General features: G+C 37.2%; 22 protein-coding genes. 17 read left to right on the top strand and 5 right to left on the bottom strand.

All coding sequences use genetic code 11. The annotated features are described in order from the left end of the window. Positions 1 to 128: 128 nt before the first annotated feature. The 3 genes from IGK82_RS12010 (at position 129) to thiT (ending at position 2,383) form a co-directional block, all read left to right on the top strand. A complete protein-coding gene (locus IGK82_RS12010; protein ID WP_002354996.1) occupies positions 129 to 914 on the top strand; it encodes a hypothetical protein in 786 nt (261 codons plus the stop codon). 77 nt (positions 915 to 991) lie between these two features. Then, positions 992 to 1,645: a PepSY domain-containing protein gene (locus IGK82_RS12005; protein WP_025191775.1), complete on the top strand. Its 654-nt coding sequence runs from the start codon at positions 992 to 994 to the stop codon at positions 1,643 to 1,645. Between the two features lie 162 nt (positions 1,646 to 1,807). Continuing rightward, the gene (thiT, locus tag IGK82_RS12000) at positions 1,808 to 2,383 is read left to right on the top strand and encodes an energy-coupled thiamine transporter ThiT (RefSeq protein ID WP_002354998.1); all 576 of its coding nucleotides are present in this window, start codon (positions 1,808 to 1,810) and stop codon (positions 2,381 to 2,383) included. Between the two features lie 119 nt (positions 2,384 to 2,502). Here thiT and IGK82_RS11995 read toward each other — a convergent pair whose 3' ends face one another. After that, positions 2,503 to 2,865, bottom strand: a complete 363-nt coding sequence (locus IGK82_RS11995) for a hypothetical protein (protein ID WP_002354999.1) — start codon at positions 2,863 to 2,865, stop codon at positions 2,503 to 2,505. A gap of 216 nt (positions 2,866 to 3,081) precedes the next feature. On the opposite strand from IGK82_RS11995, the gene IGK82_RS11990 reads away from it, so the two are divergent. Together IGK82_RS11990 and IGK82_RS11985 are read left to right on the top strand one after the other, a co-directional pair. Beyond that, the gene (locus tag IGK82_RS11990) at positions 3,082 to 3,858 is read left to right on the top strand and encodes a peptidase C39 family protein (protein ID WP_002355000.1); all 777 of its coding nucleotides are present in this window, start codon (positions 3,082 to 3,084) and stop codon (positions 3,856 to 3,858) included. 76 nt (positions 3,859 to 3,934) lie between these two features. Further along, complete coding sequence (locus IGK82_RS11985) at positions 3,935 to 4,486, top strand: DNA-3-methyladenine glycosylase I (protein ID WP_010709937.1); 552 nt, start codon at positions 3,935 to 3,937, stop codon at positions 4,484 to 4,486. 37 nt (positions 4,487 to 4,523) lie between these two features. Here the strand turns inward: IGK82_RS11985 and IGK82_RS11980 are convergent, their stop codons facing one another. Then, positions 4,524 to 6,179, bottom strand: a complete 1,656-nt coding sequence (locus IGK82_RS11980) for a peptide ABC transporter substrate-binding protein (protein WP_016622075.1) — start codon at positions 6,177 to 6,179, stop codon at positions 4,524 to 4,526. A 318-nt stretch (positions 6,180 to 6,497) separates the two neighbouring features. After that, positions 6,498 to 6,839, bottom strand: a complete 342-nt coding sequence (locus IGK82_RS11975; RefSeq protein WP_002355012.1) for a PepSY domain-containing protein — start codon at positions 6,837 to 6,839, stop codon at positions 6,498 to 6,500. Positions 6,840 to 7,145: 306 nt separating this feature from the next. On the opposite strand from IGK82_RS11975, the gene pepA reads away from it, so the two are divergent. The 4 genes from pepA to ytpR all read left to right on the top strand — a co-directional run bounded on the left by pepA (position 7,146) and on the right by ytpR (position 9,982). Further along, on the top strand, positions 7,146 to 8,222 hold the full coding sequence (gene pepA / locus IGK82_RS11970; RefSeq protein WP_002355013.1) for a glutamyl aminopeptidase: 1,077 nt from the start codon (positions 7,146 to 7,148) through the stop codon (positions 8,220 to 8,222). 11 nt (positions 8,223 to 8,233) lie between these two features. Further along, entirely contained in the window at positions 8,234 to 8,548 is a 315-nt protein-coding gene (locus tag IGK82_RS11965) for a thioredoxin family protein (RefSeq protein WP_002355015.1), read from the top strand. A 147-nt stretch (positions 8,549 to 8,695) separates the two neighbouring features. Continuing rightward, complete coding sequence (locus IGK82_RS11960; RefSeq protein WP_002385249.1) at positions 8,696 to 9,151, top strand: universal stress protein; 456 nt, start codon at positions 8,696 to 8,698, stop codon at positions 9,149 to 9,151. Positions 9,152 to 9,361: 210 nt separating this feature from the next. Further along, complete coding sequence (ytpR, locus tag IGK82_RS11955; RefSeq protein WP_025194133.1) at positions 9,362 to 9,982, top strand: YtpR family tRNA-binding protein; 621 nt, start codon at positions 9,362 to 9,364, stop codon at positions 9,980 to 9,982. 46 nt (positions 9,983 to 10,028) lie between these two features. Here the strand turns inward: ytpR and IGK82_RS11950 are convergent, their stop codons facing one another. After that, the gene (locus tag IGK82_RS11950) at positions 10,029 to 11,327 is read right to left on the bottom strand and encodes a S1C family serine protease (RefSeq protein ID WP_002368406.1); all 1,299 of its coding nucleotides are present in this window, start codon (positions 11,325 to 11,327) and stop codon (positions 10,029 to 10,031) included. A gap of 400 nt (positions 11,328 to 11,727) precedes the next feature. On the opposite strand from IGK82_RS11950, the gene rlmH reads away from it, so the two are divergent. The 8 genes from rlmH (at position 11,728) to IGK82_RS11910 (ending at position 23,566) form a co-directional block, all read left to right on the top strand. Next, positions 11,728 to 12,207 (top strand): 23S rRNA (pseudouridine(1915)-N(3))-methyltransferase RlmH, encoded by a 480-nt coding sequence (rlmH, locus tag IGK82_RS11945; protein WP_002355021.1) that lies wholly within the window; start codon positions 11,728 to 11,730, stop codon positions 12,205 to 12,207. Between the two features lie 242 nt (positions 12,208 to 12,449). Continuing rightward, on the top strand, positions 12,450 to 13,457 hold the full coding sequence (locus tag IGK82_RS11940) for a LacI family DNA-binding transcriptional regulator (protein WP_002359092.1): 1,008 nt from the start codon (positions 12,450 to 12,452) through the stop codon (positions 13,455 to 13,457). Between the two features lies 1 nt (position 13,458). After that, positions 13,459 to 15,726 (top strand): TIM-barrel domain-containing protein, encoded by a 2,268-nt coding sequence (locus tag IGK82_RS11935; RefSeq protein WP_010709933.1) that lies wholly within the window; start codon positions 13,459 to 13,461, stop codon positions 15,724 to 15,726. 15 nt (positions 15,727 to 15,741) lie between these two features. Next, positions 15,742 to 16,614, top strand: a complete 873-nt coding sequence (locus tag IGK82_RS11930; RefSeq protein ID WP_002359095.1) for a carbohydrate ABC transporter permease — start codon at positions 15,742 to 15,744, stop codon at positions 16,612 to 16,614. Then, the gene (locus IGK82_RS11925) at positions 16,611 to 17,435 is read left to right on the top strand and encodes a carbohydrate ABC transporter permease (RefSeq protein ID WP_002404340.1); all 825 of its coding nucleotides are present in this window, start codon (positions 16,611 to 16,613) and stop codon (positions 17,433 to 17,435) included. The genes IGK82_RS11930 and IGK82_RS11925 overlap by 4 nt, the downstream gene beginning before the upstream one ends. Before the next feature lie 17 nt (positions 17,436 to 17,452). After that, entirely contained in the window at positions 17,453 to 18,700 is a 1,248-nt protein-coding gene (locus IGK82_RS11920) for an ABC transporter substrate-binding protein (RefSeq protein WP_010709932.1), read from the top strand. Between the two features lie 73 nt (positions 18,701 to 18,773). Beyond that, the gene (locus IGK82_RS11915) at positions 18,774 to 21,926 is read left to right on the top strand and encodes a TIM-barrel domain-containing protein (protein ID WP_016622073.1); all 3,153 of its coding nucleotides are present in this window, start codon (positions 18,774 to 18,776) and stop codon (positions 21,924 to 21,926) included. An 11-nt stretch (positions 21,927 to 21,937) separates the two neighbouring features. After that, positions 21,938 to 23,566, top strand: a complete 1,629-nt coding sequence (locus IGK82_RS11910) for a glycoside hydrolase family 13 protein (RefSeq protein ID WP_016622072.1) — start codon at positions 21,938 to 21,940, stop codon at positions 23,564 to 23,566. Positions 23,567 to 23,731: 165 nt separating this feature from the next. Here IGK82_RS11910 and IGK82_RS11905 read toward each other — a convergent pair whose 3' ends face one another. After that, positions 23,732 to 25,135 carry a dicarboxylate/amino acid:cation symporter gene (locus tag IGK82_RS11905; RefSeq protein ID WP_002400478.1) on the bottom strand — a complete coding sequence of 468 codons (1,404 nt, stop codon included), beginning with the start codon at positions 25,133 to 25,135 and terminating at the stop codon, positions 23,732 to 23,734. Positions 25,136 to 25,433 lie beyond the last annotated feature (298 nt).

Genomic DNA, 25,433 nt, shown 5'->3' with positions numbered 1-25,433 from the left:
ACAACTGAATCGATTGATTTTTCAAAAAAATCCTCATTTTGTAATGGAATTTTAAAGTAAAAGAAACAAGCTTTTCTTTTGAAAATATTGTAAAATGGTAAGGAGGCTAGTAGAGGGGAGATGGGAATTTGCTTGATTTAATTTATGTACATATAGATGTAACCAGCAACGCGGTTTTATCTAAAGGAATTACCCATTCCGATTTTGTTCGTTCAATTGTGCATCATCCACAGAACTTACTATTATTAGATCCTTCTGCCGAAGCTGGCGAATACGATATGCATTCAGGCTTGAAAATTATTCGCGGAGAAGAAAGCGTCAATCGCTATTTTCAATCGCTACAACGTCGTTGGATGACTGAAGAAATTAAATGGATTGACTTTTCCGATGTGACGATGCTAAAAGAGCTAACGCCATTAGAAATTTCGGAACTTCTTTATTTTGGACACATGAAGAATAGTTTGCATTCGCCTTTCTTTTATAAGCTACAAAATGATTTTGTCTTTTTTGAATTTGCAGATCAGATGACGCGTGTCTATTATCGTTATATTGATGAATTTTATCGAATCTTTGCTGATAAAATTACACGTGTTGTTTTAGAGAAAGTGAACCAGAAAAAGGCCTTCTTTAAACGAAATACGCCTGTCGAAAAATTAAGTCCTGAATTACTTAAAAATATGAAAGGTATCTTGCAAGAAGGTGTTATTTTTTGCTTCCAACAAACGGAAGTGGATAAAGAAGAATATCGGATTCCTATTTACTTGGTGGAAGATTCACTTAGCAAGATGAAAAATACCTCTTACCAAAAAGAAGAAATTTTGGCAACGCTTGTCTATAATAGTGAAAAACGCATTTGGCACATTGAACAAGAGAATGATTTCGGTGAAATTTTTATGTTGGCCCATGAAGGCTGAGAGAGCTCTAACTTTATCAACTAAAGTAGGGCTTTTTTTTGTAGCTATGATTTGGATGAGAAATCAAGTATAATAAAATGATAAAAAGGAAAGAAGGTTGTTTAATGAAAAAAATACTCTATGGCTCTATGACTGGCTTGGCACTCTTTTTGGTAGCTGGCTGTACATCCAAAACACCCACAGCTGTTTCATCAACAAATGAACAAAAAGAAACAGTAATATCAACTACTGAAACAAGTTCATCCGTACAACAAGAAGCAACGACGACATCAGAGAAGACAAGTGCGGTAGCTGTCTCTTTAGAAAAAGTAACGACAGCATTTGAGAAAAAATATCCAGAAGCTAAAATAACAAGTCTGCAGTTAGATACAGATTTTGGACGTTATTTTTATGAAATAGAAGGCGTGGATCAGCAAAAAGAATATCAAGTTGAAGTGAACGCAGAAACAGGCGAATTCACAAAAGAAAAAGTCGAAACCTTGGATGCCGATGAACAAAATGGCGTTAAAATGCAAGAAGAGGCACTTGATTTAACAAATATCATTTCCAGAGAACAAGCCACAACCTTGGCTGAAAAAGCAGCGAAAGTCGGCCAGGCAACAGATTGGAAGTTAGAGAAAGAATTAGGAATCACCTATTGGGAAGTGAAAGTGAAAGAGGGCCAACAAAAAATAGAGGTAAAAATCGATGCTCATTCTGGTAAAATTTTGACAACTGAGCGGGACGATTAATGGATAAAAAGTAGCTGGCATGCGTTTGAGTAGGAGTTGATTCCCTTAAATGCTGATCAGCTATTTTTTTGCTTGTTCGACAAACGTGTTTTTCTAAAGTCCCTATGGTAAAATAACGATGTATTAGTGGTTGAGAGCGTCAGAACATAGGAGGAAATTTGTTTGGCTAGAAAAATGGATTTACGTATTTGGGTAGAAGGAACAGTCGTCGCAGCAATGGCAATGGCCCTCTCTTTTTTACCGATTGAATTTGCCAATAGTGGCTTGGACCTATCGTTGGGAATGGTCCCATTAGTTCTTTATTCGTTTCGTCGTGGGTTGCTTCCTGGAGTTGCAGCAGGCTTTGTTTGGGGCATGTTAAATATTATTCTCGGTACAGCCATGAAAAATTTCTTGTCCGTTCCGCAGATTATTTTTGAATATCCCTTTGCTTTTGCGTTTGGAGGAATGGGTGGCGTATTCGCTAGAAAAATTCAACTGTATTTTCAAGCGAATCGTTTAAAATCAGCCATTCGTACGATTATTTTAGGAAGTGTTGTCGCAGTCTTCGCCCGCTGGTTTTGGCATTTTTGGGCGGGTGTATTGGTTTGGGGCATGTATGCACCAGAAGGAATGAGCCCATATCTCTATTCCTTTGTTCTAAACGGTACAAGTACCGTCGTCAATTGTTTATATGTAAGTCTAGTTCTAGGCTTATTGGCAAAAGTAGCACCGCAATTATTTGTTCCTAAGAAATAAGTTGAGTCCTAAGTCAGAAGTTTCATGGGATTTTGACTAAAGTCATAAATAAAAGAAACCACCAACCTGCAATCGCCAGGGTTGGTGGTTTCCATTTATTTTATAAAGACTTCAATATTCTAGTGAATTTGACGTTGGTGACGATTAGCTAACGTGCTGACTTTCATGACAGAAGCAACAGGAATCATGCGCAACTGTTGTTCATCCGTTTGTAAACGAACGACGATATTGTCCGAAATATTTTTTGAGACAATCCAGCCGATCACCGTTTCGAATTTATGCGCTGTAGGGACTTCTTTCAATTGTAAGACCACTAAGGATTTTTGGGCGGCAGCGACTTGGAGCTCTTGTAAAAGCGCACTGCGTTCCTTTTCTTTATTCTTTTGATCTTGAGAATCTTCTAAAAATGCCGAAAAGAAATGTTGGGAAGAGAGCGTAATCAGTTTAGAAATGCTCTTGATGGTAGCTTTATGTTGATCCATTCTTCTGCCTCCTTTACGAATAAAATAGAATAAAACTCAAATGACTAATTACCTGTATTTTACCTAATTTTGTGATAAAATTCAAGAAAATATGTTCGCCTTCAATAATTATGAGAATTTACCAACGTTTCTGTTTTTCGAAAAAGAAAGTAGTATAATGTGTGAGCATATAAGAAATACATAAGATTATCGGATGTAGTCAATAGATAGAAAAGGATGAATAGTATGTCAAAAAAACCATCAGGTTACCAAAAAAAAGTTCTCACGGTGTTGTTGGTATCGTTTGGCTTTGGCGGGTTGTTAGCGCAGTTTTCGCCGATGAAATCAGGTGGGTTTTCAAGTTGGTTTGATGATTCATATGTCAAAGCTAGTGCTGAATCAAGTAAAACAAAAGAACCAGCACCAGTTAAAATTGAGAAAAAAGTCAAACCTTTAAGCTATGGACAACAGGTCAATCAAGAAATTGAAAAGAAGCAATATAATGGACATCTGGATTTGCCGTTAGAATTGCAGACAGATGCTAAATGGAAAGACACCGCATACGGATTTGGCAATGTGGATAAGCCGAATACAATCGAAATTAATGGCTGTGCGATTGTGTCGCTTGCAATGGTTGGTTCATACATGGATCACCAAGAAGTTACCCCTCTGGATGTGTTAGCTTGGGCAAAAAATGACTTCTTTATGGAAGGGCAAGGAACGGCGTGGTCTATTTTTAGTGCATATGCTGAAATGAAAGGCTATAACTGTCAAGAAATTGGGGATATTGAAACAGTGGCAGCTTTCTTGAAGGAAGGTCATCCAGTCATTATTTCTGTAAAACCGGGCTATTTCACTACAACTGGTCACATTATGGTGATGAGTGGCGTGGATGAAAAAGGCGATTTCTGGATTAATGATCCAAACGATTCAGAAGAAAAGGGCCATTCAAAACGGACATTTACAGCCGAAGAAGTGATGAATGAAGCGTTAAACTTCTGGGCATTTTATTAGGAATAAGAAAAGGTGTGGAACAACAGGCAGTACCCTTTGTTCGCATCTTTTTTAGCAAATAAAAGGAGGCAGGACAATGGAGCGATGTACTTGGGCAACGAATACAACTGAAGAGATGCAAGCCTATCATGATGATGAATGGGGACGTCCAGTTCATGAAGAGCAACAGTTATTTGAGTTATTGACCTTGGAAAGTATGCAAGCGGGCTTAAGCTGGGCGATTATTTTGAATAAACGAGAAACGCTCAGAGCAGCTTATGATGCGTTTGATTATCGGAAAATTGCGCGATATGATGAGGAAAAAATTTTAGCTTTACTAGCAAATCCTGGTGTGATTCGTCATCGTTTAAAAATTCAAGCGACCATCACGAATGCGCAAGTTTTTCAAGAAATTCAGGCAGAATTTGGCTCCTTTGATCGCTACCTCTGGAACTTTGTCGATCAGCAACCAATCGTTAATCACTGGCAGCGGCCAGAAGAGGTTCCAGCCTCCACGGAATTATCGCAACAGATTAGTCGAGCGTTAAAAAAACGAGGATTTAAATTTTTAGGTGCCACGACAGTCTATTCCTTTTTACAGGCGGCGGGATTGGTGAATGATCATTTAGAAACGTGTCATTATAAATAATAAAGGTCTCCTTCCAAAATTGAAGGAGACCTTTATTTTATTCTTTATACGCCCACTTGAAGTCGTATTTAGCACCTGTTGGATGATAAATAATTTCTTTCATGTTTGGTGCACGTAAGTGTGATTCTGCTTTTTGGTAAATTGGCACAACACCCATATCAGCAATTACTGTTTTTTCAGCGTTGATTAGATCTTCCCAGCGTTTTTCAGGATCGTTAACATCTGTGGTTTTGGACGCAGCAATGAATTTATCGTATTCAGGATTGCTGTAACGTCCACGGTTATTAGAAGTTGAGCTTTCTAATAAATCTAAGAAGTTAATTGGGTCTGAATAGTCGGCACTCCAACCACGAACAGCGATTTGGAAATCCCCTTTTAAGGTACGATCTAAGCGAACAGCCATAGGGACAGGCGTCACAGTTACTTTTAAGCCTTCCAAAGTATCAGATAGTGATCCTTGAAGATATTCGCCCATTTTTTTAGCGCCTTCAGAGTCGTCTACCATTAAATCAACCGTTAAGTTGGAAACACCAAGTTCTTGTTTCGCTTTGTTCCAGTATTCCACAGCTTTTTTCTTGTCGTATTTGACTAATTTGTCGCTGCCGGCTTCTTTAACAAAGTCTTCACCCGTTTTTGGTGATTTCGCGACATCCACAGGAACGAAGCCTTGTGAAGGAAGAGAGCCATTAGCTAAAATATTTTTAGCTAATGAATCGCGATCGATGGCATAAGACATAGCACGACGTAAGTTTGCATTAGTCAATGGTGATTTTTCATCTGCTTGATTCATTTCTAAATAGAAAGAAGAAGCGGCTTTTAATTGGACCAAGTCAGGCGAGTTTTGCATTTGTTGGGCCAGTTCGCCAGATAAATACGTATCATCCACTTCACCAGTTTCATAAAGATTTAAGGCAGTTGGGGCTTCTTTCACCACGTTGATAGCGACTTTATCTAACTTGACAGTCTCTTTGTCCCAATATTCTTCATTTTTAGTTAGAGACCATTTAGTATCTGTTCCGGGACCATCAAACTCAGTTAGCGTAAACGGACCATTGTAGACTGCTTTATCGCTACTCTTTGTATAATCTTTACCAAAACGTTCAACGATATCTTGACGTTGCGGCAAGAAAGAAGGGAAAGCCAATAAATCGTCAAAATATGGTGTTGCTGTTTCTAGAGTGATTTCTAATTCATGATCATTGATTGCTTTAATGCCCAATTCTTCTTTAGGTAGTTCCCCTTTAGAAATTTTTTCAGCATTTTTTACTGGTTCAAACATGTAGGCATATTCTGAAGCAGTGGCAGGGTCCACTGTTCGTTGCCAACCGTAAACGTAATCTGCAGCAGTAACTGGTTTGCCATCAGACCATTTTGATTCTTCACGTAATTTAACTTTGTAAACTAAACCGTCTTCTGAAACAGTCGCTTTTTCGGCTGCACCAGCAGGCGCGGGTTTGTTGTCTTTATCTAAACGATAGATTCCTTCGTAGACATTATTTAAAGTGGTAAAACTCACTTCATCTGTCGCAAGGGACGGATCGGCACTAGGCATTTCTTGGGATTCAACCATTGTGTATACTTGGTTGTCGCTGCCGCCGTTGCTTGCTCCTTTATCGTCACTGCCACCGCCGCAGGCCGCTAAAGCTAAGCTTGATAATACAAGTAATGAAGTAAATAAAACAGATTTCTTCATTTGACACGCTCCTTTTCATTTTTAGCAATACTCTCAGTATAATGTAAAAATGAAAAGGAGAAATTAAAAAATCGTTAGAAATGATTATTCTTTTATCAATTTTTAAAAAATGTCTAATCTTTTTTATGAAAAAAGTGGACAAACGTTGATAAGTAAAGATTTAAGCTGATTTCCATGCAGAAAACATTCAATTTTTGAGTATTTATTCATCATTGATTTGATTTTTTTGACATAAAATAAACATCCCTTTTACAAAAAACAAATGAGAAGAAAAAAAGATTGTTACAAAAGCAAATAAGTGCTTTTGTAACAATCTTTTTAATCTTTTAATCGTTGGATGTCAATGACAGTTCCTGTGTAGGCATCTGCAGTGAATTCGTATTGAACAATGCCGTCGTCTTCAATGCGGCAAATTCCTCCAGTATACGTTTTGGAGTGGATGGCGAATTTCCGCAAGGGCTTTTTCTCAAACTCAATCCACGAACCTTCAATCGGTCCTTCTTTTAAAAAAGCAGCTTTTACATTTTCTAAGACGAGATCAGCGGAGATTGTTTTTTTCTTATGGTAGAACAAGGTTGAGGCAATGCCGCCTACTAAACCAAGACCAACACCTAGCGCTAAGCCGCCTTTAAAGTATGTCAACTCATTTTCTTCGTTCATTTGTATGACCTCCCTTGGTCGGTTTCTGCTTACTATTACTTTTGTCAGTATCACTCTTATTTTACCATAGAGAAGGGGCCGCTGAGAAATAAAAAAAGTTTTTCAATCATTCTTTTAGGGCATTCTCATTGTCACGTTTAAAAAGAGAAAGCGATGTGCATTTTCTAGTATTTGCGTTATAATAAGAGTGAAATCATATGAAAGGAGTACCTATTTTTATCGACAGGATAAAGTGACTTTTTAGAGAAAAAGTGACGCTTGGTTGGCGTAATTTCCAACAAATCAAAAGCAATAGGACATACATCTATGGAAGAAAAAACATTTCAACGAATCAAGGAATTAACTGAATTACAAGGAACCAGCGGATTTGAAGACGACATTCGCGCGTACATGAAAGAACATATCACCCCATTAGTGGACGATGTCCAATATGATGGTTTAGGTGGTATTTTTGGGATTAAACGTTCAAAAGTGGAAGCAGCGCCACGCGTAATGGTAGCAGCTCACATGGACGAAGTTGGCTTCATGTTAACTCAAATTAACGATAATGGTTTATTCCAAGTGGTTCCTTTAGGTGGCTGGAATCCCTATGTTGTTTCAGCACAACGTTTTACGTTAAAAACAAGTAAAGGGAACTATCCATGTATTTCTTCATCTATTCCGCCACACTTGTTGCGTGGTACGAGTGGTCAAAAACAATTGGAAGTCTCTGATGTGTTATTTGATGCAGGATTCTCTTCAAAAGAAGAAGCTGAAAGCTTTGGTGTTCGTCCAGGGGATTCCATTGTTCCACAAACAGAAACGATTAAAACAGCCAATGGCAAAAATATTATCAGTAAATCATGGGATAACCGCTATGGTTGTACGTTGGTATTAGATGCATTGGAAACGTTACAAAATGAAGAATTAGGCCACACATTAATTGCTGGAGCAAACGTACAAGAAGAAGTCGGTTTACGTGGTTCTAAACCATCTGTTCATAAATTTAATCCAGATATCTTCTTTGCGGTGGATTGTTCAGCGGCAGATGATATTCACACGAAAAAAGGGACGTATGGTCATTTAGGTGAAGGAACGTTATTACGGATTTTCGATCCAGGTTTGATCACATTGCCTCGCTTACGTGAATATTTATTAGATACAGCTGCGACACACAATATTCCGTATCAATATTTTGTTTCTAAAGGCGGAACGGATGCTGGGGCAGCGCACACAACTAATAACGGTGTACCAAGTACAGTCATCGGCGTTTGTGGTCGTTACATCCATACGCATCAAACAATGTTTAGTATTGCGGATTATGAAGCAGCGCGGGAAATGTTGTTACAAGCATTACGTGGCTTGGATAAATCAACAGTTAATACAATTGTTTACGGAAAGTAGAGGATGTTTAAATGATTTATCCCAATTCATTAGAAGAACTAGCAACTTATGTTGAAAAAGGTAAAAATGTTTTCTTCTTTACGGCTGATTGGTGCGGAGACTGTCGTTTCATTAAACCAGTCATGCCTGAAATTGAAGAAGCATTTCCAGCGTTTCAATTTATCGAAGTCGACCGTGATCAGTTTATTGACGTGGCTGCCGAGTGGAATATTTTTGGTATTCCGAGTTTTGTCGTAATTGAAAACGGTCAAGAGTTAGGACGCTTAGTAAACAAAGACCGAAAAACAAAAGAAGAAATCAGTGCATTTTTAACTAGCTTAGGCTAATTTTCATGAACCAGAGGAACCATTAAATTAAGAGAGAATCAGCTGGACAAAAGGGCGTTCTGCGTAAGGGTCCTAAATTCATTTTTGACTCTAGTTTCTTAGTCAAAGAAGCCTTTTAGATCAGCCTCCATCGGGAAGGTGACGAAAATGGAAGAACAAATGTATAAAAATATTCTTGTCGGCGTAGACGGTAGTGATCAAGCCAATTTAGCTTATGAACGTGCAATTGAGGTTGCTCGTCGAAACGGAAGCCGAGTCATTGTTGCAAATATTTTAGAAAATCAAGTGTATACAATGATGGGGTATTCGACGTTAAATGATCAATTAATTGATCAAGAAACAGCCGCTGCGGAAGAATTAATGGCCGATTGTAAAAAGTATGCTGAAAGCGTTGATTTTCATAATGTTGAAACAGTTACCATGTTTGGTTCACCCAAAGAAGTCATGAGTCATGAATTACCTGAAAAATACAATGTTGATTTAATTATGGTGGGACAATCAGGATTAAACGCAGTCGAACGTGTGGTCATGGGAAGCGTCAGTAGCTACATTATTCGTCAAGCCCCTTGCGATGTCTTAATTGTTCACTCTGAAGAAAAATAAGCAAAAAAAGTTATTGATTGAATAGAGAGTTGACCCTACGTTTCTTTTGTTTTTTCAAAGGATCAGCGGCTTGTCACTCAAAATTGAGGACTTGGAGAATAAGTCGTAGCGACATATTTTCCAAGTCTTTTAGTTTTTCGACAAAAAAGTATGCACAAGGGGTCAATTTTTGATAAGATAAGACAGGAAAACGACAGAGGAGGAACAGAAATGATTTTTGCATATAATAAAGAACACGTTGGCGATGTCTTACTTGTCATCGTTGCGGACGATCAAGGTGCGGAAAACCAAGTAAAACGTGTCGGCGATGTGGCACGTGTAAGTTTAGTTGAGGCGCCAGAAACAGTGGTAGCTTGGAATATTTTCAATGCTTCAGTGCTTCTAGGTGACATTAATGGCACCGGCCAAGTGACTTTAACAGACGAACAAATCGAAAAAGTCAATACAGCGATTAAAGATGCGGGATTTTCAGAAACCCTTGAAAAAGACGACACCCCTAAAATTGTGGTTGGCTTTGTCAAATCATGTAAAAAACACCCAGATTCAGATCATTTATCTATCACACAAACAGAAGTAGACAACGGCGAAATCTTACAAATTGTTTGTGGCGCACCGAACATCAAAGCAGGACAAAAAGTAGTTGTGGCCAAACCAGGCGCAATGATGCCTGATGGTTTAATGATTTGGCCAGGGGTTTTACGTGGTGAAGAAAGTTTTGGAATGATTTGTTCAGCAAAAGAATTACGTTTACCAAATGCACCTGCTAAAAAAGGAATCTTAGAATTGCCTTTTGATGCAGAAGTTGGTTCTGCATTTGCGGTAGGAGAATAAAAGAAAAAAACGACCTGTTGTTCAGACAACAGGTCGTTTTTTTCTTTTATTGATTGCTGCGATTATTTTGTTGTGTTAAAGCTGATTTATCAATGGTTAAATCGATGGTTGCTTTCATTTCTTTAGAACCACGATAATAAGTCACTTCCATTTTGTCGCCAACTTTTTTCTTGTAAAGCGCGCTTTGTAAATCTGTAGTAGAGCTTACGTCTTGGCCGTCAACTTTCGTGATAACATCGTATTTTTCCAATCCAGCCTTTTCAGCAGGGGTCGCTGCTTCAACGCCACGAACCACTACGCCAGTTTTTACAGAAGCTGGAATTTTTAAAATTTGTTCTTGTTGTTGTGAAGAGATACCTGTTAAATCAGACATCGTAATCCCGAGAGCTGGCCGCGTCACTTTACCATCTTTTTCTAATTGGTTGATAATGTTGACTACGTCATTACTTGGAATGGCAAAGCCCATCCCTTCAACGCTCACTTGACTAGTTGATTGCACAATTTTTACTGAGTTAATGCCAATGACTTGTCCTTCAATATTGATTAGTGGACCACCGGAGTTTCCTGGATTGATGGCAGCATCGGTTTGAATGGCATTAATATTGATGGTTTCACCAGACTCGTTTTTATTGGTAATATTTCTATTCACAGAAGAGATGATTCCTTGTGTGACAGAGTTAGCATAATCAGAGCCTAGAGGGGAACCAATTGCAATAGCAGGCTCACCGACTGTGATTTTACTAGAATTTCCAAACTCAGCGACTTGATCAACTTTGTCGGAAGAAATTTTAATCACGGCTAAATCCGTGTAAGCATCGGTTCCGACTAATTCGCCTTTCACTTTGGTACCATCAGATAAAACAACTTCCAATCCTTGCGCTTTATCTACGACGTGGTTATTTGTCACGACATAAGCCGTTTTACCATCTTTCTTATAAATAACCCCACTACCTTCACTGGCTGCTTCTAAATCGTTACCATTGTTGCCGGAAGAGTCTTGAGTACCTTCATTCCCACCAAACAATCCCCCAAAAGGATCATCTGCCGAAGAATTGTTGCTAGCACTTTGCATATTAATGACAGAAACCACAGAATTTTGAACTTTTTTCACGGCTTTTGTGACATCGCTAGAAACATTGTAACTCACATTGCTGACTTTTGTGTCGCCGTGATTAGTGGACGTCGTCGTCGCCGCATTATTTCCGCCGTTGGGTGTGGGAATAATCCCAGAATAAGCGCCTCCTAGAATAAGAGCGCCACCAAGTAAGCCGCCAGCTAAACCAATCCCAAATTTTTGCAATAAACTTTTTTTATCTGAATTAGGTGTAACATCTTTTCGTTGCATAAAATAACCTCCCAATAAGTGCATCTGAATTTTCTATATTAAGTATATCTGTTTCCTACTCCTTTAGTCTATCGAATAGCTTTGAATTTTTTATGAACAACTTAGGGAAAAATTACAGAAAAAATACGAATGAAAAAGTTATACACAGAAAAATGTGAACAAATCGGGAATAACTCTGTGTATAGTTTTTAAGAAAGTTATCCACAGAATGTGGATAATGTGGACAAATCAGTGGCGAATATGTGTTTGTATTGAAAAAGCTGTTAAATAAAGTAATTTTTTAGTTTTTTCTGTGGATAACTCTGTGTATATGTGTATAAGTATGTGGAAACGTTGTGGAAAGTAGCCAAACTTCGTGCTAAAATAAGAAAGAAGAGAAAACGAGAAAGTAGTGGAATAGGTGAAAATTAAACTAGTAACAGTCGGAAAACTGAAAGAAAAATACCTGATTCAAGGCATTAATGAATATCTGAAACGTTTAAATAGCTATGCCAAGATGGAAATCATTGAAGTACCAGATGAAAAAGCCCCAGAAAAACTCAGTGACGCTGAAATGCTTCAAGTCAAAGAAAAAGAAGGCCAACGTATTTTGGGGAAAATTAATGACAACGAATACGTCTTTGTTTTAGCCATTAATGGCAAACAATTATCTAGTGAAGAATTTTCAAAAGAAATTGAACAATTAGGGATTAGTGGCAAAAGTAATCTAACCTTTGTCATTGGTGGCTCCTTAGGTCTCAGTGATTCAGTCCTTCAGCGAAGTAACCAACAAATTTCTTTTGGCCGCTTAACTTATCCACATCAGTTAATGCGTTTGGTATTAGTTGAACAAATTTATCGCGGTTTTCGGATTATGAAAGGGGAACCGTATCATAAATAGGGGCGGTTTCCTAACGTAAAAAGGATAGCAAGAGCTTTGCAAAAGTAGTGAAATAAGCAGGAGGTATGGTAACAAGTTATACTATGTGATTTTCAAAAGATATAGAACTCGTTAACGAGACGAATAATCAATCGGTCAAAAACGTTATTTTTTGTTAATGAAAGCGTTGACAGCTGAATGCAACTATGCTAATCTTAATTCATAAAGTTAAACGTTTAACTTTATTTGATAGGAGTGTTTTTGTGAAAAAAATTACGATAAAGGATATTGCGCGTGAAGCAGGAGTCAGTATCGCCACGGTTTCAAATGTCATTAATAATAAAGCAAACCGTGTTTCAGAAAAAAAGAAACGTGAAATTCATGAGTTGATGGATAAATACAATTATGCACCTAATTTAAATGCTCGTTCCCTCGTAGCACAGGAATCAAAGATGATTGGTATTTTATATTACTCTATTAAAGAAGAAATCGATTTTGGCGATCCATTTATTGCTGATTTGATGACCGGCTTAGAATTTGAAGCAAAACGACAAGGGACGTTCATCTTATTTCATGGATTTAATGAATTAAAAGACATTGATTTATTGCAAAGAAACTGGAATTTTGATGGTTTTATCATTATTGGTGCATTTAAAAATATTATTACAGAACTTGTTAAAAAAATCAGTAAACCCATGGTCTTTATTGATAGTTATTATGATCTATCTATCCAAAATCCACAAATTTTATTTGTCAATAATGATGACAGAAAACTTGCTTATGAAGCTACAAAAGTATTATTAAATTATGGGTATCGAAATATTGCCTTTTTCAGTCCAGCTTTTTCATTAAAAGATGATGGCGTAGTCCCACAACGTTATTTAGGTTATTTAGATGCACTTTTGGAATTTGGCTTGGCTGCTGACGATAAACTGTTATTTTCGGAAGAAAAATTGACTAATTTTATAGAAGCTGAAGAAACTTATTCCGCATCCATCATTAATTCAGATTATTTAGCAGCACAATATTTGTATAAATTAAGAGAAAGAAATCAGCAATTCAAGTCACTGATTAGTTTTGACAATAATATATTTTCTCAACTATTGAATCCTCCTCTGTCTACCGTTGATTTGAGACAAAAAGAAAAGGGACGTATTGCTGTTAAATTAATCAACGATATGCTTCAAAGGTCAGAAAAGCAGTTTGAAAGAAATATTATGATTGAAGGTCAGCTAATTAGTCGAGAGTCAGTATTGGAAAGGACAGAGTGAGATGGTAAAAGTATCAAGTAAGCAGAAAATAGTGGGAAAGGGATATCGATTTACAGTATTAACGCCACAGCTAATTCGAATGGAATATTCAAAAGAGAACTTCTTTATTGATGAGCAGACACAGGTGATTCAAAATAGAGAGTTTCCTGAGTTTGAGTTTGAACTAGAGGAAAAAAATGAACGGTTAGAGATTGATACGGAGGCGTTTCACCTAACTTATGATAAGAAAGCTTTTACCAGTCAAGGGCTGGTAATTACTATGAAATCTAATTTTACCGATTACAATAATAAATGGTATTACGGCCAACAAGTAAATACTTTAAAAGGAACTGTTCGCACACTTGATAACGTAGATGGAGAAATTGAGCTAGAGGAAGGAATCATTTCTAGACAAGGTTATGCCATACTTGATGATTCCACCTCATTTATTGTATCAACTAAAGGTTTACCTAAATCAAAACAAGTGGAACATAAAGATATTTATTTTTTTGGTTACCAACATGAGTACAAAAAAGCACTCAAAGATTATTTCAAGTTAACTGGGGCAACACCGATTCTGCCTCGTTATGCACTTGGAAATTGGTGGAGTCGATTTTGGGCTTATACAGATCAGGAATATTTAGCGTTAATGGATCGATTTAAAAAAGAAGAAATCCCGCTTTCAGTGAGTGTGATTGATATGGACTGGCATCTTCGAGATATTCCCAGTCGATTTGGCAGTGGTTGGACAGGCTATTCTTGGAATCGAAAATTATTTCCTCAACCAGCTGAATTTTTAGAAAAGTTGCATGAGCGAGGACTGAGGGTAACGTTAAATGTTCACCCTGCTGATGGCATTCGAGCATTTGAAGATTGTTATCCGAAAGTTGCTGACCGATTAAAGTTAAACGTTTTACTTGAAGAGTCGGCAGAATTTGATATGACGAGTCAAGCATTTGTTGAAAGTTATTTTAAAGATGTCCATCATCCTTTAGAACAACAAGGCGTTGATTTTTGGTGGATTGACTGGCAACAAGGTGAACAAAGTAAAGAGGATGGTTTAGACCCTTTGTGGCTATTGAACCAGTATCATTTTGAAGATAATAACAAAACAAAAGATGGCTTGATTCTTTCACGATATGCAGGCCCGGGCAGTCATCGTTATCCAGTTGGCTTTTCTGGGGATTCGATTATCAGTTGGGAATCACTACAATTTCAACCTTATTTTACAGCGACTGCTTCTAACATTGGTTATTCTTGGTGGAGCCATGATATTGGCGGACATATGGGTGGAAAGAGAGATGATGAGTTGACATTAAGATGGATGCAATTCGGTATCTATAGTCCAATTAATCGTTTACATAGTTCGTCCAGTCCATTTAATGGAAAAGAGCCTTGGAATTTTCCACCAATGATTGAAGAGGCCATGAAGGAGTCCTTGAGAGAGCGGCATCGCATATTGCCGTATCTATATACAGCAAATGTAGAACTAAGTGAACAAGGAAGCCCTTTGCTACAACCTATGTATTACGAAAATCCAGAAAAAGATGCAGCCTATAACTATAAAAATCAATATTATTTTGGGAATGAACTTCTGGTTGTTCCAATCGTTCACCCTACAGATAAAACGTATAAATTTTCAAAAGAAGATATCTGGCTGCCCGAAGGAAAGTGGTATGACTACCATAATGGCTATCGTTATGAAGGGGATACTGAAATTAGTATTTTTCGAAAAATTAATGAAAGCGCTGTGTTTGTCAGAGGAGGAGCTATTATTCCAACCGCAGCAGATTTCCTCACAACAAAGCCAGATGAACTACCAAAAGTCATTGAATGGAAAGTTTTTCCTGGTCAGTCAGGAGAATATCATTTAATCGAAGAAAAAGAGGGTAAACGTTGTACTACTTCTTTCAAATTAGACTGGGAAAATTTGAAAGTGACAATTGCGATCAATGGTGAGTTATCGATTATCCCTAGTGACAGAAGTCATAGATTGATTTTACATTGTGTAGAAGCTGGTGATGGTTCTGCTTTTCCTGAAAATATTTTCCGAGCAGAGATTGTTGAACACTTGTCGTTACCAGTAAAAGAAATAGACAAACAAATGATGACAGATATGCTCTTTGAGCGCATTGATTTACCAGAAATTTCCTATGATTTAAAAAATCAATTATGGGAAATACTAGCCGATACTACAGATTTTAAAAATAAATTGTTAACTGTCAAGTGCTTTAAAGATGAACAGTTAACAGATTTATTAACGGAAGTCTTTTATATAGAAGAAAGTTAAGGGGGGAGGAAAGCGATGATTGGTTCAAAAAAAAACAATGCATTATGGATAAGTTTATTTTTACTACCGAGTTTGATGGGTTTTTTAGTATTTATTATCTATCCAGTATTTTATTCTCTTGGGGTGAGTTTTACTGATTGGGATTTAATCAATCCAATGAAATTTGTTGGGATAAAAAATTATCAAAGTTTAGTTAATGATTCTACATTTTGGAATTCTTTGAAAAATACGTTTCTGTTTATAATTGGCTATTTACCTTCCGTGATGATAATTGGGCTACTTGTGGCATTGTTGTTAAATAGTAAATTATGCTTAAAACCTGTTTTTAGAGGGGTTTATTTCCTACCTGTAGTGACATCATGGGTGGCGGTATCATTGGTTTGGAAATGGTTGTTTAATCCGAAGTATGGCTTGATTAATTATTTTTTGACAATGATTGGGCTTCATGGACCTAATTGGTTAAATGATCCTAAGACCGCTATGTTAGCTATTATTATCACAAGCGTTTGGAAAGATATTGGTTTTATCATGGTCCTTTATCTTGGTGGTTTGCAAAATATCTCTGTATCACTTTATGAGGCAGCGGATATTGATGGTGCTGATAAGTGGCATCAATTTTGGAAGATTACTTTACCTATGCTAAAACAAACAACCTTTTTTGTTTCAATGATTTCGTTAATTAATTCTTTTCAGGTATTTGATCAAGTAAATATCATGACAGCAGGTGGTCCTGGAGATGCAACGACAGTGTTGGTACAAAACATCTATAATTCAGCGTTTAAATATTCAGAAATGGGCTATGCGGCGGCTATGTCGTGGATATTATTTTTGATTATCTTAGTCGTATCGGTTGTTCAGATGTGGGGAGAAAGGAAGTTGACGAAATGAAAAAAGTAAGACTAGTAACGATTTTGAAATATCTGATCGTTCTTATGGGCTGCGGCATTATGATTTTGCCGTTTTTATGGATGGTTTCCACGTCATTAAAAGAACGTGGAGCGACAATGGTCTTTCCACCAACATTTCTTCCTGAAAATCCCATGATTGAAAATTATCAACAAGTAATCGACCGTTTTCCAATGCTAATATTTATGAAAAATTCAATCATTGTATCCTTGGTGACAACCGTGGGAACAATCATTGTAGCATCAATGGCAGCTTATGCTTTTGCCCGAATGCGTTTCAAAGGAAGAAACCTATTGTTTCTACTGTATTTGAGTACAATGATGATTCCGTCACAAGTAATCATGATTCCTCAATTTATTCTCTTGAAAAATTTAGGCTGGATTGATACGTATCAAGGACTAATTTTACCAAATATCTTTGGTGTGTTTGGTGTATTTCTTATGCGACAGGCATTTTTGAACATTCCTATTGAGTTAGAAGAAGCAGCTTTCATGGATGGTGCGAATCACTGGACTGTTTTTATAAAAGTTGATTTGCCGTTAGTAAAACCAACGATAGCAACATTGTTTATTTTTACATTTATGCAATCATGGAATAATTATTTGTGGCCGTTAATCGCTACAAGTAGTCGTGAAATGGCTACTTTACCTTTGGGACTTTCATTATTACAAGGTCGTTGGAGTACCAACTGGAACCTTGTAATGGCTGGCGTTGTAATTAGCGTGATTCCTATTTTAGCAGTTTACCTATTTGCACAAAAATATTTCATTCAAGGGATGACCATGAGTGGTATGAAAGAATAAAAAATGGAGGGAAAAATATGAAGAAAAAATTATTATTTATGAGCATTGCAGCATTGACGTTATTGGTATTAGGCGCTTGTGGTGGAAGCAACTCTACATCCGACAAAAACAAAACAGAAATAAAATATTATAGTTTTTCAGCTACACCTGATTATGAAGATCAGCTAAACGAGATGGTTGAAAAATTTGAAGCCGCAAACAAAGAAATCAAAGTTGATGTTGAATTAGTGCCGTACAACGATTATTTTACGAAGCTACAGACGTTGATGGCAGGAAGTCAAGCACCAGATGTTTTTGAACTGAACTATGAGAACTTTGTTTCCTATGCAGAAAAAGGGGCATTATTAAACTTGGATAAATACATTGCAGAGGATCAGAATTTTGACAGCAAGACATTGAATAAAGAAGCCTTTGAAGCATATCAGTATGATGGAAAGCAATACGGAATGGTTGAAAGTTTTTCAAACGTAGTGACTTTTTATAATAAAGATCTCTTTGACAAAGCCAATATCGACTATCCTACAAAAGATTGGACGTGGTCAGATGAAGTGGCAGCTGCTAAAAAACTGACAAATGCAAAAGAAAATATTTATGGCACGTATGCGCCTGTTACAATGAATGAATTTTACAAAGTTGCTGCTCAAAATGGTGGGAAATTAAAGGATGATGCTGGAAATTGGACAATCAATGATTCAAAAAATGTTGAAGCACTGGAATATATGGTGAACAACGTAAACAAAGAAAAAATAGCCCCTTCGCCAGAAGAAATGTCTGGTCAAAATTCAGAAGACCTTTTCTTAAATGGTCAACTAGCAATGGTTCATACTGGAATTTGGATGTTTAGTCAATTTAAAGAGGCTGATTTTGATTGGGATATTCAAGTTGAAGCTGGGAATGTAGAAAAAGCAACGCACTTTTTTGCGAATGGCTTAGCAGTTTCTAAAGATACCAAACATGCTGAAGCAGCCTATAAATTTACTCAATTCATGAGTGCGAGCAAAGAAGCTGCGGCAATTCGTGTAGAAAATGGGTGGGAACTACCAGCAATTACGGATGATTCAACTTTAAAACCATATTTAGAACAAACACCACCAGAAAATCGGAAAGCTGTATTTGAATCATTAGACTATCTAATTTTACCGCCAGTAGATAGTGATTGGAGTAAAGTAAGTGATACTGCAGATAAAGAATTCCAAAAAGTATTATTGAATGAAGAAAGTGCACAAGAAGCACTGGATAAACTTCAAAATGAGTTTGGAAAATAGATAAAATTTTTGAGTGTGGTATAGAAACAGGGGAGTCCCCGCACCACACTCTTTTTTAAGAGAGGAAGCATTTATGAAACTAGCGCAAGAATTCTCAGAAATACTTTCATTTTATAATAATTATATCAATAGTCGTCGTGATAATGAACAAAAATTAAAGCTAACAACTACTTCTTTACCTATCACAGCCGCAGCAATTTGGGTAAAAGTAAGAACTGGCATAATATTAAATGAAGAAGATTATACGATGATTTATAGAATTCAAAAAGAATGGTCAAATAAGACGAAAAATGTCTTTGAAGAACCCGCGGATATCTATACATCAAATTTGGCTATTTATTACATGACATTGTTAGAGGTTAAAAACAATTATAGTTTTTTTGAACTACAAAAAGAAATTACAGAAATTCGTGACTATATTTTTGCACATATGATTCGAAAAGGTGCACTTATTTCGTCTATTGAAAAAGGAGAGCCTGATTTTGACATAGTGTTAAGTGTGTTGCCTTTTGGCCTTTTTGCACCAGAAGATTTAGTTATGGTCGCAGGAATCCAACAGCTAACAAAGAAGAAAAAGCTAGTATCAAAAAATGAAGCAGCATTGTTAGGGATTTACTATACAGAAAAATATGATTTTACGAAAGCAGACAATTATCTGGCACAAACGAAAATAGCAGTTGATGACGGCAACATACTCACCTGTCTTTTTGAAACCTATTTGAAAGAAAAAAAAGCCAGTATATCAACCAATGATTTTATCCATAAGCCATTAGGCAATGGCAATATTTATGATAACTTACCTTATGAAAGAAGCCCTCATTACCCAATCGTTGGGGAAGACTGTACCTTTAAGGTTCAAGTAAATAGCAAATATGTAAAGGAGGTTGTTTTGATTCTTGATGGACTAGGTGAGGTTATTTGTGAATTGGTAGATGAGCAACAAAACATTTATCAAGGAACTGTCAATATTCCTGTAGGTTACACAGGTGGAACCTATTCATTTTTGGCTGTAGGAGATACAAAAGAACGTTCGGAAACCTATCAATTGACGATTCAAAAAGTTTCGACAGGGGCTAAGCCTATGTTCTTAGGTTCTTGTGTAGAAGGGAATATTTATCAGTTGGAGAGTAATGGACCCCCACTTTTTTTAATGTTTCAACAAGCAAAAGTACAACTTGTTTTGGCGCAGCCACAACCTTGCTCAAAGGAAGTAAATAAACGATATATGTATTTAAACGAGCAGCAGCAGATTATGACACCGACTGGTGAGCCGTTGCTTCAATTTCATGAAAATATGCTTCAACTACACGAGCTAATGGGGCAAGGAATTAGTGGCATTTCAATGAATTTTAACGATCAATCAGAGATTTATTACGGCTTTGGTGAACGCTATAACGCAATCAATCAATTAGGAAATCAGCTGGATTGCTTTGTCTATAATCAATATCGGGATCAAGGAACTCGAACGTATCTGCCGATGCCTTACTTTTTTACAGATCGTGGATACGGAATGTATATAGACACAGATTATTATACAAGCTTTGATTTACAAAAAGCACAATCGGGTGTTGTGACAGTATTTATAGAGACAGAACCTACAGACTTTTTTGTTGAAATTAAACTACTTCACGGCAGCATGAAAGAGATGATTGGTCAATATATCACATGTACAGGTGAGCCGATTATGGTGCCTAGTTGGGCATTGGGACCTTGGATGTCTAGTAATAATTGGGATCGGGACAGTATTGTTCGTCAGCAAGTAGAACTGACTAATCAATATGATATCCCCTCTACGGTGATTGTTCTTGAGCAGTGGAGTGATGAGACAACCTATTATATGTTTAATGATGCCCAGTATCCAATGCTGAAACCTGGTGAGAGTCATTCTTATCATCAGATGACTTTTCCTAAATGGGGGCGTTGGCCTGATCCTCAAGGGTTGATTGATTATTGTCATGAAAATGGGTTGAAATTTATATTGTGGCAAATTCCGATAGAAAAATATTTAAATCAGCAAAAACATCCCTTAAAAGATCAAGACGAAGCGTATATGATTGAAAAAGGATTTGTAGTTAAGAATGCCGACGGATCGCCGTATAGAATTCCAGAAAATTGGTTTACAGATAGTCTTTTGATGGATTTTACGAATGACGAGGCAAAAAAATGGTGGTTTGAAAAACGACAATATTTAATTGAGATTGGTGTTGATGGCTTTAAAACAGACGGGGGAGAAATGGTTTACGGAGCAGATGTGACCTTCTCAGATGGAAGCACGGGGAGAAACATGCGCAATAACTATCCTAAAGAATACATCAAAGCATATTACGAATTTGCACAGCAAAACAAAGGCATCACGTTCAGTCGGTCAGGTTATACAGGAGCTCAAACTTATCCAGCGCATTGGGCAGGAGATGAACGCTCTACATTTGAAGCGTTTAAACGACAACTTATTGCAGGAATAAATTCAGGGATGTCTGGCGTACTATTTTGGGGTTGGGATTTAGGGGGATTCAATGGTGATATTCCTAGCGCAGAACTATTTATGCGTGCAACTTCAATGGCTACTTTTTGTCCAATTATGCAGTATCATGCGGAAAGTAAAGGGGAATTTAATCAAGATAGAACGCCATGGAATATAGCGGAAAGAACGAACACACCGAAAGTCATTGACGTATATCGTTTTTTTGCAAATACTCGAATGAATTTGCTACCGTACATCTATGATCAAGCCATGAACTCAGTGAATCAACAGAAACCATTGATGAATGCATTACAAATTGAGTATCAAAAAGAAGACTTTCAAAATTGTTATGATCAATTTATGTTTGGCGAATCTTTACTTGTTGCACCTGTGATTGAGGAAAAAGCAATTGCAAGGAACGTGCAATTCCCAGAAGGTCGTTGGACAGATTTTTGGACGCATAAGATTTATGACGGAGGCACAACTGTAGAGGTTTCTGCTGAAGTTCATCAAATCCCTGTTTTTATAAAAGAAAATTCAGCTGTCTTTTTGAATTTAGGCAATACAGGAGTGTTAGGAGAGACTATCGGAAATGATTTAACACAATATACAAAACCAAAACTGATTATTACAGTCAAAACAGATTTTGAACAAACAATTGTTGACTATTTAGGAAATACAATCCATATAAAAGTAACGAAAGACGACCGTTCAGTCAGTTGTGAGCAACAATTAGCATTTGATATTGAATGGATTGAGTTGTAGGAGGAACAAACATGAAAAAAAAGTGGTGGCAAAAATCAGTGGTCTACCAAATCTATCCTAGAAGCTTTCAAGATTCAGATGGAGATGGAATCGGCGATTTACAAGGAATCATTCAACGCTTAGACTACTTGGAAAACTTGGGGATTGACGCCATTTGGTTATCTCCAGTTTATCAATCGCCAAATGATGACAATGGCTATGATATCAGCGACTATGAGGAAATTATGGCGGAATTTGGTACCATGGCAGATATGGAGCGTTTGATTGAAGAAGGAAAAAAACGCAATATTAAAATTATCATGGATTTAGTCGTCAACCATACCTCTGATGAACATGCTTGGTTTATTGAAGCAAAAAAAGGTAAAGATAATAAATACAGAGATTATTATGTTTGGCGCGATGGAGTGGCTGGAGCGGTTCCCAATGGCTTGCGTTCAACATTTAGCGGCTCTGCATGGGAATTTGATGCAGAATCTGGACAGTACTTTTTGCATTTGTTTAGTAAACGTCAGCCTGATTTAAATTGGGAAAATGAGAACGTTCGTCAAGCAGTATACAAAATGATGAATTTCTGGATTTCTAAAGGTGTAGGCGGGTTTCGGATGGATGTCATTGACCTAATTGGTAAAATACCAGATAAGGAAATAACTGGCAATGGACCGAAGCTTCATGAATATCTCCAAGAAATGAACCAAGCAACTTTTGGCGATAAAGAGTTAATGACAGTAGGTGAGACGTGGGGAGCGACACCTGAGATTGCGAAGCTGTACTCTGATCCGAAACGGCATGAATTATCCATGGTTTTTCAGTTTGAACATATTGGTTTGGACCAAGAACATGGCGTAGGCAAAGATAAGTGGGATTTAAAACCATTAAGTATTCCAGAACTGAAAACCGTTTTATCTAAGTGGCAAGTTTCACTAGGTGATGAGGGCTGGAACAGTTTGTTTTGGAACAATCATGATTTACCTCGAATTGTCTCTCGTTGGGGCGACGATACGATTTACCGAGAACAGAGCGCCAAAATGTTTGCTATTTTGCTGCATATGATGAAAGGAACGCCTTATATCTATCAAGGAGAAGAGATTGGGATGACCAATTACCCAATTTCAGATATTTCTGAAGCGGAGGATATAGAGACAATTAACATGTATAATGAACGATTATCTTTAGGTTTTTCTAAAGAAACGCTGATGGAATCAATCAATGCCAAAGGTAGAGACAACGCACGTACTCCTATCCAGTGGGACAACTCAGAAAATGCAGGCTTTACAACGGGAACACCATGGTTACATGTGAATCCAAATTATAGAGAAATTAATGTAGCTGCCAATTTAGCAAATGCTGAATCAATTTTTTATACTTACAAAAAATTAATCCAGTTGCGAAAGAAAAATGAAATTGTTGTTTGGGGAGAGTACACACTATTGGAGAATACACCACCTGAGGTATTTGCCTATCAGCGCACACTTAATGACGAAGTTTGGTTAGTTGTAGCGAATATCAGCAGGAATCAGCAGCAGTGGACGATGCCAGGAGCGGGAAAAGAAGTAATTATTTCCAATTATCATTTAGCGGAATTACCACAAGGAGAAATCATGCTGCAACCATATGAAGCTTTTGTAATACGGCAGAAATAAATCAGTTTAGTGAAGAAATGTTTTGGATTGATAAAAAAAGAAAGAGTTTGGGGGCGCTACAAAATGACCGATGCCCCAAACTCTTTTTTTAGATAGTCGATGATAAAGGCTTTATAGGAACTAAACACTTTTGTTTCAATCTCATACGAGCGTATTTGCTTTTAATTACTCCGCTTCCGCATTTTGCAAGTCAGCGACATCAGTCAGATAAGTGGCTTCATCCAACAAATCTTCCGAATGTGCGACATAAATCGCAGTGGCGCTATCACCAACCACGTTTAGGCTAGTAACGAGCATTTCGATTGGACGATTAATGGCTAAAATCAATGAATACGTCGCAATCGCAATCTCATTGTTATAGTTTAAACCAGTTAAAATAGTGAAAAGGATAATTCCGCCAGCGCCAGGTGCCGCCGGTGTACCAATAGATGACATTAAAGCTAAAATGGCAATCAAGGCAATATTAGCTGGTGTCACTTCATAACCAGCTACGCCCGCCACAAAAATAGCCGCAATTACTTGCATAATCGCTGTGCCGTTCATATTAATAGTCATTCCTAACGGCAAGACAAAGGCGGCAACATCGCTGTCGACACCTAACTCTTCAACCGTTGTTTTTGTATTTAACGGTAAAGTGGCTGCCGAAGAAGAAGTAGAAAATCCAAAGACCACAACTTTCATAATCTTTTTAATAAAAGGAACAGGATTTAATTTTGTCGCAAATAAGATAAATAATGGGTAACCGATCATCAAAAAGGCTAAGAGCGTCGCTGTCGTTGTTACGACGTAGACTAACGCTGGTTTTAAATAATCAATCCCGTAAGAAGCAAACGTCCGAACTAACAACATAAAGACGGCGATAGGAGCAAATTTAGTAATTACAAAGGTTAAAAATAACGTGACCATCGCATTGACTTCTTCAATTAATTTTTTGAAAACACGAATTTTATCCCCTAATGCATTAATACATAAACCAGTAATCACTGCCAACACAACAACGGCTAAAATTGCACCATTGTCGCTAAATGCAGAACCGATATTTTTCGTGACAGCATTGACAATCACCATTAATGGGTTGCCGCTCGTACTTACTTCGACAGGAGCTAGCGTTTCAGATAACGACACATTAAAAGCGCCAGTTAAATATACGCTATAGCCCACAATTCCAGCCGTTAATAGCGCAATCAGTGACATCGATAAAAAGCCAAAAATCGTTTTATAGGAAATTCGTCCTAATTTTTGCGTATCGGTAATATGACAAATGGCTAAAGTAATTGAAGTAAAGACCATCGGCACAATCACTAATTGTAGGCTGTTGATAAATAGTTGACCAATAATATAGAAAAGCCCAATCGCAGATTGTCCTTTTTCAGGATCTGAAATATCTTGGAAAAGAATCTGATTGATTGTCTGCCACACAGCGCCTTGATTGCTGCGAATAAGGTGCTCTCTTAAAAATAAAAAGCCGAGCCCAACGATTAACCCTCCCACCAATGAAATCACCATTTTTTTGGTAAATGAGATACCTTTCACTTCACGTTTTTTCTTTTCCACTTTGTTGCCTCCCAAATAAATTGATTAAGCACCGCGCAAAAAAAGCCTTGCACACAAAAAAAGGGCAAGACATCTCGTATCATTCACTATACAAAAATACAGAATTTTACAGAACTTTGCCTTGTTAGCCTCTCGGACTATCTTAAAGGTACTTTTCCACATACTAAGGGAAACTACGAGAATTGTCAATTCTTTTTTACTTAGGGGGGTGTTATTTTTGAAGAAATGAAAGGAAAGAAACAGACGTTTTTCATTTTTTGTTTAATGATTGTGTTAAAATAATCATTAGTAGAATAAGTGAAAGGAAATATTA

The organism is Enterococcus sp. AZ197 (genome assembly GCF_050556405.1).
In the GTDB taxonomy this organism is placed as follows: Bacteria; Bacillota; Bacilli; order Lactobacillales; family Enterococcaceae; genus Enterococcus; species Enterococcus faecalis.
Note: the sequence above shows the minus strand (reverse complement) of the source record. Positions and strands in the feature narration are given on the sequence as shown.